At 58.3% G+C, this 14,430-nt stretch carries 16 protein-coding genes; 8 read left to right on the forward strand and 8 right to left on the reverse strand.

Annotation, left to right across the window (positions count from 1 at the left end):
• Position 1 precedes the first annotated feature (1 nt).
• Entirely contained in the window at positions 2-646 is a 645-nt protein-coding gene (locus tag HU754_RS00735) for a DUF1826 domain-containing protein (RefSeq protein WP_093429594.1), read from the reverse strand.
• The gene (gene zigA, locus HU754_RS00740; RefSeq protein ID WP_186620250.1) at positions 646-1,851 is read right to left on the reverse strand and encodes a zinc metallochaperone GTPase ZigA; all 1,206 of its coding nucleotides are present in this window, start codon (positions 1,849-1,851) and stop codon (positions 646-648) included. Before zigA ends, HU754_RS00735 begins: the two co-directional genes overlap by 1 nt.
• 222 nt (positions 1,852-2,073) lie before the next feature.
• Between zigA and HU754_RS00745 the strand changes: the two genes are divergently transcribed.
• Positions 2,074-2,451 carry a glutamine synthetase gene (locus tag HU754_RS00745; RefSeq protein WP_186620252.1) on the forward strand — a complete coding sequence of 126 codons (378 nt, stop codon included), beginning with the start codon at positions 2,074-2,076 and terminating at the stop codon, positions 2,449-2,451.
• Here the strand turns inward: HU754_RS00745 and HU754_RS00750 are convergent.
• Positions 2,448-3,650 (reverse strand): N-acetylmuramoyl-L-alanine amidase, encoded by a 1,203-nt coding sequence (locus tag HU754_RS00750; protein WP_186620254.1) that lies wholly within the window; start codon positions 3,648-3,650, stop codon positions 2,448-2,450. The genes HU754_RS00745 and HU754_RS00750 overlap by 4 nt on opposite strands.
• Before the next feature lie 84 nt (positions 3,651-3,734).
• Here HU754_RS00750 and folE2 point away from each other — a divergent pair, with 84 nt between their 5' ends.
• The 6 genes from folE2 to HU754_RS00780 are packed head-to-tail and all read left to right on the forward strand — an operon-like array spanning position 3,735 to position 8,942.
• Positions 3,735-4,631 carry a GTP cyclohydrolase FolE2 gene (gene folE2, locus HU754_RS00755; RefSeq protein ID WP_186620256.1) on the forward strand — a complete coding sequence of 299 codons (897 nt, stop codon included), beginning with the start codon at positions 3,735-3,737 and terminating at the stop codon, positions 4,629-4,631.
• Positions 4,628-5,296, forward strand: a complete 669-nt coding sequence (locus HU754_RS00760; RefSeq protein WP_186620261.1) for a metal ABC transporter ATP-binding protein — start codon at positions 4,628-4,630, stop codon at positions 5,294-5,296. The genes folE2 and HU754_RS00760 overlap by 4 nt, the downstream gene beginning before the upstream one ends.
• Complete coding sequence (locus HU754_RS00765) at positions 5,296-6,162, forward strand: metal ABC transporter permease (RefSeq protein ID WP_186620263.1); 867 nt, start codon at positions 5,296-5,298, stop codon at positions 6,160-6,162. Before HU754_RS00760 ends, HU754_RS00765 begins: the two co-directional genes overlap by 1 nt.
• 11 nt (positions 6,163-6,173) lie before the next feature.
• Positions 6,174-7,049, forward strand: coding sequence for a metal ABC transporter substrate-binding protein (locus tag HU754_RS00770; RefSeq protein ID WP_186620265.1), 876 nt, complete (start codon positions 6,174-6,176; stop codon positions 7,047-7,049).
• Positions 7,046-7,606, forward strand: coding sequence for a gamma carbonic anhydrase family protein (locus HU754_RS00775; RefSeq protein ID WP_186620267.1), 561 nt, complete (start codon positions 7,046-7,048; stop codon positions 7,604-7,606). The genes HU754_RS00770 and HU754_RS00775 overlap by 4 nt, the downstream gene beginning before the upstream one ends.
• Before the next feature lie 4 nt (positions 7,607-7,610).
• Positions 7,611-8,942 (forward strand): dihydroorotase, encoded by a 1,332-nt coding sequence (locus HU754_RS00780; protein WP_186620269.1) that lies wholly within the window; start codon positions 7,611-7,613, stop codon positions 8,940-8,942.
• Positions 8,943-9,035: 93 nt separating this feature from the next.
• Here HU754_RS00780 and HU754_RS00785 read toward each other — a convergent pair whose 3' ends face one another.
• Positions 9,036-9,554, reverse strand: coding sequence for a DUF3617 domain-containing protein (locus HU754_RS00785; RefSeq protein ID WP_034152149.1), 519 nt, complete (start codon positions 9,552-9,554; stop codon positions 9,036-9,038).
• 131 nt (positions 9,555-9,685) lie between these two features.
• Here HU754_RS00785 and cls point away from each other — a divergent pair, with 131 nt between their 5' ends.
• A complete protein-coding gene (gene cls / locus HU754_RS00790; protein WP_186620272.1) occupies positions 9,686-11,125 on the forward strand; it encodes a cardiolipin synthase in 1,440 nt (479 codons plus the stop codon).
• Between the two features lie 35 nt (positions 11,126-11,160).
• Here the strand turns inward: cls and cfaB are convergent, their stop codons facing one another.
• From cfaB to bufA2, 4 genes are all read right to left on the reverse strand, one after another.
• Positions 11,161-12,348, reverse strand: coding sequence for a C17 cyclopropane fatty acid synthase CfaB (gene cfaB, locus HU754_RS00795; RefSeq protein ID WP_116254199.1), 1,188 nt, complete (start codon positions 12,346-12,348; stop codon positions 11,161-11,163).
• Positions 12,349-12,432: 84 nt separating this feature from the next.
• On the reverse strand, positions 12,433-13,221 hold the full coding sequence (locus tag HU754_RS00800; protein WP_186620274.1) for an HvfC/BufC N-terminal domain-containing protein: 789 nt from the start codon (positions 13,219-13,221) through the stop codon (positions 12,433-12,435).
• The gene (gene bufB / locus HU754_RS00805; protein ID WP_186620276.1) at positions 13,212-14,057 is read right to left on the reverse strand and encodes an MNIO family bufferin maturase; all 846 of its coding nucleotides are present in this window, start codon (positions 14,055-14,057) and stop codon (positions 13,212-13,214) included. Before bufB ends, HU754_RS00800 begins: the two co-directional genes overlap by 10 nt.
• Positions 14,058-14,122: 65 nt before the next feature.
• Entirely contained in the window at positions 14,123-14,374 is a 252-nt protein-coding gene (gene bufA2 / locus HU754_RS00810) for a BufA2 family periplasmic bufferin-type metallophore (RefSeq protein WP_093429581.1), read from the reverse strand.
• Between the last annotated feature and the right edge of the window lie 56 nt (positions 14,375-14,430).

Genomic DNA, 14,430 nt, shown 5'->3' on the forward strand with positions numbered 1-14,430 from the left:
GTCAGCCGAGCCAGTCGAGGGTCAGTATCAGACGGCGCTGCCCCGCGTCCGGGTGCGGCGAGCGGTGGATCAGGCCAAAGCCTTCATTGCCGTGCCATTTCTCGCCTTTCAACAGCGCCACGTCGCCGCTGTTGAGTTGCTGGATTTGCACGTGGGGCTCGGCGTTGGCCTGCCCCAGCTGACGGCGATCCATCGCACCTTCCTTGAGCCATTGGCTGCCAACGCCCGCATAAGTCGTGATCAGTCGCACCGGCACGTGATCGACATGGAAGCGTGGACACATGGCTTTATCCAGTACCCGCAGGCGCAGGCCCACGCGCTTTGCCCCCAGTAAGCAGGCGAATGCGCTGACCAGCCATTTCAGGTCGGCGATAAAGCCCTCGTAGCCTTCCAGATCACGGAAGCCTGATGCCACACCGGTGAGATCAGGCTCGGCGTCCTCATCCGGCAACTCAAGGCACAACGATTCCGCCAAGGGCTCATTGAGCGACAGCAGCAGGTGAGCGAACTCGCTGATGTGCAACGGCAGTTGGCGTTGCCAGACGGCGAGGTTGGTGTCGTCTTCGAGGATTCGCGTCAACGCTTTCGGTGTCGGACCTTGATGCTGATGGCGCGTACGGTTCTGCAGCAGCTTTAGCGCGAGCATCAGGCAGCCTCTTCGTGCCAAGAGCCGAACGGGTCTGGCAACAATCGCCAGCCTTCGACACCGAGCGCCATTTCTTCATCGGTGAGCAGGCAGGCATCCAGTTCGGCTGAGAGCTGTAGGAAATCAATGTTCTGACCGATAAACACCAACTCCTGGCGGCAGTCTCCTACGCTCGACAGCCAGTTTTCCATGATGGCAGCGGTGCTTTCCTGATCTTGTGGCCACTGCTCCTTTGGCACGAAACGCCACCAGCGCCCGGCAAAACCGTGGCGCATCAAACCACCGGCTTGCGACCAGCTGCCGGCGTCGGTGGGTTTGCTCGCGAGCCAGAAGAAGCCTTTGGAGCGCAGCAGTTTCCCGTTCAGCCAAGGACGATCGATAAAGCTGAAAAAGCGTTGCGGGTGAAAGGGCCGACGGGCGCGATAGGCTGTGGAGGCGATGCCGTACTCATCGGTTTCCGGCACGTGTTCGCCGCGTAATTCCTGCAGCCAACCCGGTGCCTGTGCGGCTTTCTCGAAGTCGAAACGCCCGGTGTTGAGGATTTTTTCCAACGGCACCTCACCCATCACCATCGGGATGATTTCCGCTTGGGCGTTGAGACGCTGGAGGATCGCGATCAACTCCTCACGCTCGCGCTGGCTGATCAAGTCGATCTTGCTGATCAACAACACGTCGGCGAACTCGATCTGTTCGATCAACAGATCGGTGATGGAGCGTTCGTCTTCTTCGCCAAGGATCTCGCCACGGGACGCGAGGCTTTCCGCTGCCTGGTAGTCCGGCAGGAAGTTCACACCGTCGACTACAGTGACCATGGTGTCCAGACGCGCGATGTCGGAGAGACTCTGGCCGTGCTCATCGCGGAAGGTAAACGTCTCTGCCACGGGCAACGGCTCGGAAATCCCGGTGGACTCGATCAGCAGATAATCGAAGCGATTTTCACGGGCCAGCTTGCTGACCTCTTCTAACAGATCTTCACGTAACGTACAGCAGATACAGCCGTTACTCATTTCGACTATTCTTTCTTCTGCACGATTCAGGCTGACATCACGCTGGACTTCGCTGCCATCAATGTTGATCTCGCTCATATCATTAACGATAACAGCCACGCGCAAACCCTCTCGATTACGTAGTACGTAATTCAAAAGTGTACTTTTTCCGGCGCCGAGAAATCCTGAAAGTACGGTGACGGGCAATTCTGCTGACATTGGATAATCCTCTTCGGATGGCGACCAATTTGCGCTTTTGCTTGCGCAGGGCGTTTTGCGCTTCCCAATGTGAATTGCGTAGCAAACAAACGCTTTGAAATTGGCCTGCCCAAGCTTAATTCGAATTAATGTTATAGTATAACAATAAGAACAAACCAGCCTTCTCTTGTCTTGATCGACAAAGAGTTGGAAGCTGTGCCAATACCGAGCCCGGAAATCACCATGGAAAATGCGCTGAAATGCTCGATCTTGAGCCTTGGGCTGTTGCTGGCTGGTAACGCTTTTGCGCAATTGCCAGCGCTAGCCAGCTGCACACGCAGCGCCAACCTGCTGGCGTGTGTCGACCCCGATGGCAATGCCTATAGCGTCAATACCGTCGGCAACACGCTCTATCTGCGCGGTTTTGAGAAGAATGGCCAACGTTATTGGGCGCAGACCAACAGCCGTTTCGGCCAATTGACCTTCTTCACTGGGATCGCCACTGATGGCGAAGCCTGGGTTGGCTACACCCGACGTGTCGGCTGGACGACCATCAATCGGTTCTCCAGCTCGGGCGGCACCAGCGAAAAATTCACCTGCAGCCGCATTACCGGCTGTTAAACCTGTGTGTTTTTCTGCGCCTGCTGCCAGGCAAGGTAGCTGTCGATGGGCGGATTCTTTGCAAAATAACGCTGCAATCCTTCAAACAACCCGTTGGCCACGGCCTGCTGATGTCGCGCAGTAACCAGCCGTTGACTGTCGCGCGCATTGGAAATGAAGCCGGTCTCCACCAGAATTGAAGGTACATCTGGCGATTTCAGAACCGCGAATCCTGCCTGTTCCACACGCTTCTGATGCAGCGTAGTGATGCCTGCCAGACTGCCAAGTACCGTGCTGCCCAACTGCAGACTGGCAGCGATCGTCGCGTTCATCGACATGTCGAGAATCACCCCCGCCAGCATCGGATCCTTATCTTTCAGGTTGAGCGGACTGGTGGCGCCGAGCAGATCCGCACCATTCTCCCGCTGCGCCATGAAGCGTGCCGTCGCCGATGTCGCACCGCCCTCAGACAGGCAATAGACCGACGCGCCGGAAGCAGTCAGACGCGGCGCTGCATCGGCATGCACTGAGATAAACATGTCCGCCTTATGCTGACGCGCGATCTCCACGCGTTTGCGCAACGGCACGAAAAAGTCGTCATTGCGCACCAGTTTTACATTGAAGCCCCTCTCTTTTTTCAGGCGTTTGGCGAGCAGTTGCGCAATGGCAAGCACCACATCCTTTTCCCTTTCGCCCTTGGCACCGACAGCACCGGGATCCTTTCCGCCGTGCCCAGGGTCAACGACAACAATGATGTCGCGTCTGGGATGCGCTTTCAGCGCAGGTGTTTCACGTGGAACCATTGGCGTATTTGGCGTTGATTTGGCGCTAACCAGATCCAGAACCAAGCGATGGCCCTGGCCGTCCTGCGGCGCCAAAAGGAAGCTGTTCAACAGCACCGGATTGCTCAGATCCAGAACAATCCGCGTGTCACCGTGACCAAAAGGCCCGGAGCGAATCGAACGAATCACCGTTCCATTTAGCGCGAGCTGACGGAAATCTGCGCCTACGCTCGCACTAGACACATCAATTATCAGACGTTCCGGGGCCGTTAGCGTGAAGGTTTTATAGCGCACCGGGCCGCTTAGATCGAACACCAATCGCAGCTTTTCATCCGAGCGCCATAGGCGCGCATTACGAATTTGCGTAGCTGAAACACTGAAAGGGAGAGCGAGGGCCGCGCTGGCCAGGATCAGATTAAGCAAGTGGCGTCTGTGCATATGAAAGCCTGTTCATGAAAAAGGCATCGTGATTTGAATTGTTATAATGTAACATCTAATTCAATCAACACGACGGTCCCGAACATGAATTCGATGACACTTCCGGATATCGCCGCGCAGGCCGCACGCCAAACTTTGCCACTCGAATGGGTGGGCATGCGCGGCATTGCGTTACCTGTTTTGTTAGAGGGTCAGCGCTTGAGCGCCAAGGCTGATGCGGGTGTCAGTCTTGATGATGGCGAGGCGCGTGGCATTCACATGTCGCGGCTGTATCTGGCCTTGGAAGCACTCGAACAGAAGAACCTGTCCCCAGCGCTACTGCAGCAGGTGCTCAAGGATTTCCTGCAAAGCCACGAAGGTTTATCCACCCGCGCCTACCTGAATATCCACACCGACTTGCTGCTAAAGAGGTCAGCGCTGATCAGCCCATTGGCCGGCTGGAAGTCATATCCCGCGAGCATTTTCGCCAGCCTGATAAATGAAGTGTTCCACGTGGAACTCAAAATCGAAGTGCCCTACTCCTCAACTTGCCCTTGCTCAGCAGCCTTGGCGCGACAGTTGATCCAGCAGAAATTCACCGCCGACTTCGCCAACAAAGCTCTACAACACGCCGACGTTCTGGCATGGCTTGGCTCGACCCAAGGCATCCTTGCCACGCCTCACAGCCAACGCAGCACAGCACAATTGCACCTTCACCTCGACGACTTCATTGATGAGTTTCCTCTTAGCGTGATCATCAATGACGCTGAAGCTGCCCTCGGCACCGCCGTACAAACCGCCGTAAAACGCGCAGACGAACAAGCCTTCGCCCTCGCCAACGGGCAAAACCTGATGTTCTGCGAAGACGCGGCACGCCGTCTGAATCTGGCCCTGCGACGTACTCCCGGTATCAGCGCATTTCAATTGCGAGTGATCCACGCCGAAAGTCTGCACGCTCACGACGCCGTCGCCGAAAGCCATTGGCAGCGTGAGCAAGCATGATCCGCTGCCAATCCCTGAGTTGGGGTGCACCCGGCCAACCACTGACCGTGCCCCTGGACCTTGAACTCGACAGCGGCAGCCTGACGGCGATCATCGGTGCCAACGGCTGTGGCAAAAGCAGCCTGCTGAAAGTAATCGCCGGGCTACAAAAGCCATTGGCAGGCAATGTCGGGCTGAGTGTCCCACGTCAAAGCGGGTTGTCCTTTCTGCCCCAGCAACAGCATCTGGATCGCCAATTCCCCATCAGCCTTGAAGATCTGGTCGCCGCCGGTTTCTGGGGACGCAGGCTCTCGACTCAACTACGAAGCCAGCGCCTGAAAGACGCACTGGCGAACTGGCACCTGAGCGGACTCGAGCAACGCCCACTCATGGCCCTGTCCGGTGGCGAACTGCAACGCGCCCTGCTCGCTCGACTGAGCTTGACCGACGCGCCCGTGCTGCTGCTCGACGAGCCCCACGCCGCACTCGATGCACTCGGTCAGCAGTTGCTCTGGCAGCACATCCACGCCTGGCACGGCGAAGGTCGGACACTGGTCGTCGTGTGTCACGACCTCGCCGCCGTACGCCAACACATCCCGAAAACGTTGCTGATCAAAAACCGCGACTGCGTGTTTGGTGCAAGCGCAGAACTCATTCAGCAAACACCTCACACACAGGTGGCCTGATGCTCACCGTCGCCCACCTCTGGCAACCATTTAATGAGTTCGTGTTCATGCGCCGTGCCCTGCTCGGCGGACTGGTATTGGCGTGCAGCACCGCCCCCCTCGGCGTGTTCTTGATCCTGCGACGGATGAGCCTGATCGGTGACGCCGTGGCCCACGGTATCCTTCCCGGCGCGGCACTGGGTTTCTGGTTTGCCGGACTGAGCCTGCCCGCGCTAACGCTGGGAGGCTTGGGCGCCGGTTTGAGCATGGCTGGCCTCGCAGCCTGGATCACCCGTCGCACGGGCCTGCGCGAAGACGCCAGTCTCGCTGCGATCTATCCGATCTCGCTGGCCAGTGGCGTACTCATCCTCGGCATCGCCGGCAAACGCCTCGACCTGTTGCACCTGCTGTTCGGCTCAGCACTGGCCGTCGATGGTCCGACCCTCATCGGCATGATGTGGGTTTCGGGATTCAGCCTGATCGCCATGGCGCTGATCTACAAACCGCTGCTGCTCGACACCCTCGATCCGTTGTTCTTGAGAACCGTCAGCCGCCTCGGCCCACTCGCCCACGGCGTGTTCCTGACGCTGGTCGTACTCAATCTGGTAATCGGTTTCCAGGCCATCGGCGCGCTGATGGTGGTCGGCCTGATGATGCTTCCCGCTGCGGCTTCGCGATTCTGGAGCCGCCGGCTGCCGACCCTGATTGCCATCGCGGCCGTCATCGGTTGCCTCTCGGTCTGGTTCGGCTTGCTGCTGTCGTTCTACTACTCGTTGCCGAGCGGCCCGGCCATCGTGCTGATCGCCGGTCTTGGCTATCTGTTGTCCGTGGTGTTCGGGTCGGTGCACGGTCTGTTGCGCCGCCCGCCTTTGCTCACATCCCAATGAGGTGCTTCCCGATGCGCGCTCTACTCGTGCTGTTCAGCCTGATGCTGTCGATGTCATTGTCGGCGGCAGAAAAACTGCCTGTGGTCACTAGTTTCAGCATTCTTGCCGACATGGTCCATCAGGTCGGCGGCGAACATGTCCAGATCACCAACATGGTTGGACCGGACGCTGACGCTCACACTTACGAGCCGACGCCAGACGATGCCAAAGCCCTTCTGAAGGCCAAACTGATCGTCAAGAATGGCTTGGGTTTCGAGCCATGGCTGGATCGTCTGGTCACCAGTACCGAGACCAAAGCCACGGTCATCAGTGCCAGTCACGGCGTGATTCCACGCTCGCTGGATGAGGACGGCGAAACCGTTCCCGACCCGCATGCCTGGCACAATCTGGCGAACGCCGAGTTGTACGTCGCCAATATCACCAAAGCACTGATCGCTGCGGATCCCGCGAACAAAGCCGACTACGATCGCAACAGCAAAACCTACCTGAAGCAGATCTACGCCCTGCTCGCCGAAGCCAAAGCCAAACTCGGTGCGCTGCCACCGGGCAACCGCAAGATCGTTACCAGCCATGATGCTTTCGGTTATCTCGGTCAGGCCTACGGTATCGACTTCATGGCACCGCAAGGCCTGTCCACCGAACGCGACCCCTCGGCTGCCGAAGTCGCCGCGCTGATCACCCAGATTCGCCAGGCCCACGTCAAAGCGGTGTTCATGGAAAACATCAAGGACGCACGCCTGCTCAAACAGATCGCTGACGAAAGCGGCGCGCACATTGGCGGCACGCTGTACTCGGATGCCCTCGCTGCCAGCGGTCCCGCCAGTACCTTCACCGGTCTGTTCGAATACAACCTCAACACTCTTTACGACGCACTGAGCCAACCATGATCCGCAAGAATCCTTCAGGTGATTTGCCCCACATTGCCGAATCGGCCTACGTCGATAAAACCGCGATCATCTGCGGCAAAGTGGTGATCGGCGAGAACGTCTTCGTCGGCCCCTACGCAGTCATTCGCGCCGACGAAGTGGACGCCTCAGGCCAGATGGAGCCGATCACCATCGGCGCCAATTCGAATATCCAGGACGGCGTGGTCATCCATTCCAAATCCGGCGCGGCAGTGACCATCGGTGAGCACAGTTCCATCGCCCACCGCTCGATCGTGCACGGCCCCTGCGTCGTCGGCGATCGAGTGTTCATCGGTTTCAACAGCGTCCTGTTCAACTGCGTCGTCGGCAACGGTTGTGTGGTGCGGCACAACTCGGTGGTCGACGGGCGAGATTTGCCGGACGCCTTCTATGTGCCCTCGACGACTCGCATCGGCCCGAACACCGACCTCTCGCAATTTCCACCGGTGAGCGTCAGCGCTTCGGAGTTTTCTGAAGACGTGGCGCGCACCAACGTCGACCTGGTGCGCGGCTACAAAGCCTTGCAGAACGAGTTCTGAACCCATGAGCAGCGTGCTGATTCGCAACGCAAGGCTGGTCAACGAAGGACGCGAGTTCGACGGCGATCTGTTGGTCAGCAATGGGCGCATCGTCAAGATTGCCCGCAGCATCGAAGGCGAAAACGCCAAGGTTGAAATCGACGCGAAGGGCCAATGGCTGCTGCCGGGGATGATCGACGACCAAGTGCATTTTCGTGAGCCTGGTGCGCCAACCAAGGGCAGCATTCATAGCGAATCTCGTGCGGCAGTCGCCGGTGGCATCACCAGTTTCATGGACATGCCCAACACCCAACCGGCCACCCTTACCCTCGACGCACTGGCGGATAAAAAGCGCCGGGCAGCGATCAGCTCGGTGGCCAATTACGGCTTTCACTTTGGCGTGAGCCAGGACAACCTCGATACAGTGGCAGCACTCAATCCCTGCGAAGTGGCAGGCGTGAAAGTGTTCATGGGCGCCTCGACCGGCAACATGCTGGTGGACGATCCGGAGATCCTCGAGCGACTGTTCGCCGAGGTGCCGACGATCCTCTTGGCTCACTGCGAGCACACGCCCAGCATCAAAGCCAATGCCGCCAACTTGCATGAGCTGTTCGGTGATCGTTTGCCCCCGGCTGCCCATGCGTTGATCCGTAATGCCGAGACCTGTTATCGCTCTTCTTCAATGGCGGTTGATCTGGCGAAACGTCACGGCACGCGCCTGCATGTTTTGCACCTGACCACGGCGCGTGAAGTGGCGTTGTTCGAGGACAAACCGCTGGCGCAAAAACACATCACGGCGGAAGTTTGCCTGCACCATTTGCTGTTTGATGATCGCGACTATCCCCACCTCGGCAACCTGATCAAATGCAATCCGGCGATCAAAACCCCATCCGATCGCGATGCACTACGCGCGGCACTGAACAGCAATCGACTCGATGTGATCGGCAGTGACCATGCACCGCATACCTGGGCTGAAAAACAGCGACCTTATGCGCAGGCACCTGCGGGTTTACCATTGGTGCAGCACGCTTTACCGGCACTGCTGGAGTTGGTGGCGGACGATGTGCTGCCAATCACTACGCTGGTGGCGAAGACCAGCCACAGAGTCGCGGATCTTTTTGCGATTCCCGATCGTGGGTATCTACGTGAGGGCTACTGGGCGGATCTGGTGCTGGTTGAGGCGCAGACGCTGGAGGTCGATCGGCAACCGATTCTGTCGCAGTGCGGATGGACGCCGTTTGCCGGGCGCAGCTTTCGGCATCGGGTGAATGCGACGATGGTGTCGGGGCAGATTGCCTGGCGGGAGGGTCGGGTGAACGAGGGATGTCGGGGGCTGGCGCTGAGGTTTATGCGCTGAATACGAAGACGCTTTCGCGAGCAGGCTCCCACATTAGACTGCATTTCAAAGGTGGGAGCGACGGTGCGACGATTCGACCTGCTCGCGAAGCTTTTAAGCTCTTGGCTTCACAGCGCCGCAGTCCTGACCCAACCAAACCGCGCGAGTCTCCAGACTGCCCTTCTGATTGATCCCTATCGCATTGAACGTGCCGTTGGCCACGGTGGTGAATTCACGATCACTGAGGAACGTCGCCACCCCGGTACCCTGCGCTTTCGGGCAACTGAAACGGAATTTCCACTGGTTGCCCGTGCGGTCGGTAATCTGCTGTTTGCAGCCCGATTGCGGGTCGGCCAATGGAATATCGTTGGTCGCCACCTGCTCCGGCGTCAGACAGGCACGAATGCCCTTGCCGCCGATATTGATCCCGTTCTTCTCCAGCGCAGCACGCTGTTGCGGGGTCATCTGGCCTTGCAACTGGCCGAGGATCGATTGCACATCCATCGGCTGGTCATCGACCTTGACGTTGCTCGATGTCATTTCCCACAGCCCCGGCTGCAGCATCTGCGCCTGCGCAACCACCGGCAATGCCAAACCCAGGCCCAGCGCCAAACCCAGCAGACGAACGTTCATCGAAAAACTCCTGATCAGTAGTGGCCGTTAGACGTCGGCCGATTGCTTCGGTTCATGCACCAATTAAATAGCGACATTCGCGGCAGAACATGGTCTGTTAAGCATTGAATCTTCCGGAGCAAGGCTGCCCCATGGATTATTTTGGACCGCACATTTTCGGTTATCTGATCGCCCTGATACACACCCTCGGTCTGATCGCCGCAATTCACGCGGTGCTCACCGTGCGCACGGCTCAAGGCTCGATCGCCTGGGCATTGTCGCTGATCTTCATTCCCTACCTCACGCTAATTCCGTACCTGGTATTTGGGCGCAGCACTTTTGATGGTTACATCAAGGCGCGGCGCCAGGCCAACGAACAGATGCGTCAGGCCATCTCCGAGTTGAACTGGCGTCCGTGGGTGGAAGAAGCGCTGACTGCACGCGCCTCGAATGCCTATGCCTCGTTACGTGCGATGCCCAAACTGGGACGTATGCCTTGCCTGGCGAATAACGAAGTGCAATTGCTGGTAAACGGCATGGCCACCTTCGACGCTATCTTTCAGGCCATCGATCAAGCTAAAGAAGCAGTGCTGATTCAGTTTTTCATCATCCACGATGATCGGCTCGGTCAGCGTTTGCGTGATCTGCTACTGAAGAAGGCTGCTGAAGGCGTATCCATCCATCTGCTTTACGACCGCATCGGCAGCCACGCCCTGCCCCACAGCTATGTGCAGACGTTGCGTGATGGCGGCGTCGAGGTCAAAGCCTTCGCCACACGCAGTGGCTGGCTCAATCGCTTTCAGGTCAACTTCCGTAATCACCGCAAGATCGTCGTGGTCGATGGAGTGGTCGGGTTTGTCGGCGGACATAACGTTGGCGATGAATACATGGGTGAAAAACCACCGCTGGCACCTTGGCGCGATACGCATGTGAAGGTACGTGGCCCGGTGGTCGCGTGTATGCAGGAATCCTTTGCCGAAGACTGGTTCTGGGCCGCGCGTACCCTGCCGCCACTGATCCTGCCTGACGAGTACCCGGATGACGGCGTGCTCTGCCAATTGCTCGCCAGCGGCCCGGCGGATGCCTACGAAACCTGCTCGTTGTTCTTTGTCGAAGCGATCCACGCGGCGACCGAACGGGTGTGGATCACCAGCCCGTATTTCATTCCGGACGAAGCCGTATTCGCCGCACTGAGGCTGGCCGTATTGCGTGGCGTCGACGTGCGATTGCTGCTGCCGTCGCGTCCCGATCACCGCATCGTTTACGCTGCTTCCAGTCTCTACGCCTTTGAAGCCGTGAGGGCCGGCGTGCGGGTATTCCGCTACGAACCCGGTTTCCTGCATCAGAAAGTGGTGTTGATCGACAGCGAGATCAGCGCGATCGGCAGCGCCAATCTGGACAACCGTTCGTTCCGGCTGAATTTCGAAGTGATGCTGCTGACCGTCGACAGTGACTTCGCCGCCAGCGTGGAGAACATGCTCAGCGCCGATTTCGCGCAAGCCTACGAGGTCGCCAAAGAAGAAAGCCGGGAGATCCACCGCCTGCAACAGGTCGGCATGCGGATCGCCCGGCTTATTTCACCGATTCTATGAAAGCCCTCACCGGTAAGAAAAGGACTGCTTAACGATTAAGGGTTGTAGATATCGTCGCGCGTCCACGGCAGTTCATGGCTGCCATCCGCATGCGCCTTCACCGCGAGGATCTGGTGCAGATTGATCCAGCCGCGCGCAAACGCATAAGCGCAGCCGGCCAGGTACAGACGCCAGATACGCAGCGCTTGATCCGGTACCAGTTTGCCAGCGGCTTCCAGGTTGTCCTCCAGCCGCTCACTCCAGTGGTCCAGCGTGCGCGCGTAGTGCAGGCGCAGGCTTTCGACGTCGACAATCTCCAGACCGGCTTCGCTGATCTCGGCCGATATCATCGCCAGGTGCGGTAATTCGCCGTTGGGGAAGACGTATTTCTCAATGAAATCCCCGGCACCGCGTCCCACCGGACGGCCGTCGGTGTGCTTGGCGGTGATGCCATGGTTCATCACCAGACCGCCCTCCTTCACCGCACCGAACAGGGTTTTGCAGTACTCGGCCAAGTTGGCATGGCCAACGTGTTCGAACATGCCGACGCTGACTACCTTGTCGAAACGGCCGTCCTGAGGCAGATCGCGATAGTCGAGCAATTGCAGTTCGACCTGGTCTTCCAGGCCTTCGGCTTTGACCCGTTCGCGGGCCAGTTCCAGTTGTTCCTTGCTCAGGGTGATGCCGAACACTTTCGCCCCGAACTCCCGCGCGGCATACCTGGCCAGCCCACCCCAGCCGCAACCGACATCCAGCAGATAGTCACCCGGCTGCAAACGCAGCTTGCGGCAAAGGTGGCGGAATTTGGCTTGTTGCGCCTGCTCGAGGGATTCGCTGCCGGTTTCGAAATACGCGCAGGAGTAGGCCATGTCGCTGTCCAGCCAGAGCTGGTAGAACGCATTCGACAGGTCGTAATGGTAGGAAATGGCTTTGGCGTCGGTTTCCTTGTCGTGCAAGGTACGCACTGGCTGACTGTCGTCATCTTCGCCGAGCAACGCGTTGCTCAATTCGTCGCAGACCCGGATGACCTCGCTGATCGAGCCCTCCAGTTCCAGCTTGCCTTCAACGAATGCCGCTCCGAGCGTGTCGAGGCTTGGATGGGTGAACTGGGTGACCATCGTCGGGTCCTTGACCACGATGGTGACGCTGGGCGCCGGCCCCAGATTGAACTCATGGCCATCCCAGAGTCGCAGGCGCAGCGGAAGCTGCAGATTCTGTAAGGCCGGTGGAAGTTGCGCGAGCATGGAAAATCCCCCTTGTTTCAGACGTCAGATCTGAGGGTAGACCATCCCGAAAAAATAGCAGGCTATCGATTTGATTAACCTTGTCTATCGTTGCAGACGCTCCAGCAAACCATCCTGTATCCACTGTTTCAACCAGGTAACCGCTTGAAGTGGCGCGCCCTCACCATAAGTGACTGCTAACTCGGCGCACAGTTCGGCGAAATTCCAGCCACCGTTGAGTATGCCCATGAGAGCTGTGGCTTCGGCTGAATCCAGGCTGCGGTAACTGCAGATCAACTGGTTTCGCCAGATCAGACAGATCTGTGGGATTTCGAGCGGCGCGCTTTCAGGGAATTGCGCTTCTTCCTTTACCGAGCGCCATAAAGATAGGCTGTTGAAACGGCACTCCAGCCGTTGCATGGACGGCACCGCTCTGACGCGTAATTCGGGCCACTCCTCCGGAGCCAAAGCCGCCATGGCCTCAATTGTCAGCGGCTCAGCGGCAGGTGCATCGAAAGCCAGGGTGAAGGCCCATTCGAGCGCAATCAGCTCGGCCAGCGGCGCGCTCTGTTCCGGCACCAGATGCTCGCGGACGAAGCCTTCGAAGCCTTTACCCAACCAGCGCAGGCTGAAGTGCGCAGACGGATACCGATAGATGTAAGCCATTGCGAGGCGGTCGAATTCCTCATCGCCCAGCCAGTGCAGGCTCGTGGGAAAGTCATTGCGCAACACGTCCAGCAAACGCGCCTTGTAAGCATTGTGGTAGATCGCCAGTCCCGTGCCGACATCCAGTGTCGGGCCACCGATCAGGCTCTCGATCAACGTCGGATTCGCGTTGGGGTCTTCTTCGAGCAGAAACGCTTCAAACGCCAGTTGCCACTCTTTCAGGAGCATGGCTGCCTCCGCGCAAGAACATTGTTCCCGAGCTGACGGGCCGTTTGCAGTTCATCAAGCAGCGCTTCGAAGGGCGGAAAATGATCGTCGCGTTCCAGCAACGTCGCCACCGGGCCGAAATGTTCGAGTGTGCGTTGATAGAGCGCCCAGACCGGATCGCTCACCGGATGGTCGTGGGTGTCGATCACGTAATCGCCGTAATCGCTGTGCCCCGCCAGATGCAGTTGGCGGACTTTATCAACGGGCAGGCTGCTGATGAAGTCCCATGGATCGAAGCCATGATTACGTGAACTGACGTAGACATTGTTCACATCCAGCAGTAATTCGCAGCCGCTCACATGGCTGAGCAAAGCAAGAAACTCCCACTCGGTGAATTCGTCAGAGGCGCCGCGCACGTAACTGGAGACGTTTTCCAGCACCAACGGGCGCTGCAGAATGTCCTGAACCTGCATCACCCGAGCAGCAATGTGGACCAGGCTTTCTTCGGTGTAAGGCAACGGCAGCAAATCGTGTAGCTGATGGGCATTGCCGCGGCTCCAGCACAGGTGATCAGAAATCCATGCCGGTCGGACGCGTTCGGCCAATTGTTTGAGTTGTTTGAGGTAGTCAGGATCGAGGGCATGCGGCCCGCCGATGGACAACGATACGCCGTGCATCACCAACGGATAGCGTTCGGCGAAGGCATCGAGGTAATACAGAGCCTTGCCGCCCTGCACCATGAAGTTTTCCGAGACCACCTCGAACCAGTCGACATCCGGCGACTGCTCAAGGATCTGTTGATAATAAGCACTGCGTAAACCCAGGCCATAACCCAGAAAAGGAAAAGAGGCGGACATGTGCGGACTCCTGATAAAAAGTGGCCGCAGTGGCGCAAACCACTGCGGCAACACTTGCCGGTCAGTTATTCGCCGACCTTGCCACCGGCTTTTTCGCACGCCGCCTGAGTCATTGCCTTGAAGCCCTGGCCTTTGCAGGCGCCCATGCCTTTACAGGCGTGGTCTTTGGTTTTGCAGTCGTTCTGGCCTTTGCAAGCGGTCACGCCGTAGCAGTGAACGTTGGCATCGGCGGCCATCGCGTTGGAGGCAACACCGGCAAACATTGTGGCGGCAGCCAAAGCGAGAGCGGCACCAGCAGCAGCGGTCTTGATGGTCATTTTTCTTATCCTCGGTAATCGTCAGGGGTGTCGGCTGGAAGGTTGTTCAGTCCCGA

Origin of the sequence: Pseudomonas zeae, from assembly GCF_014268485.2 — a bacterium.
Lineage (GTDB): Bacteria > Pseudomonadota > Gammaproteobacteria > Pseudomonadales > Pseudomonadaceae > Aquipseudomonas > Aquipseudomonas neuropathica.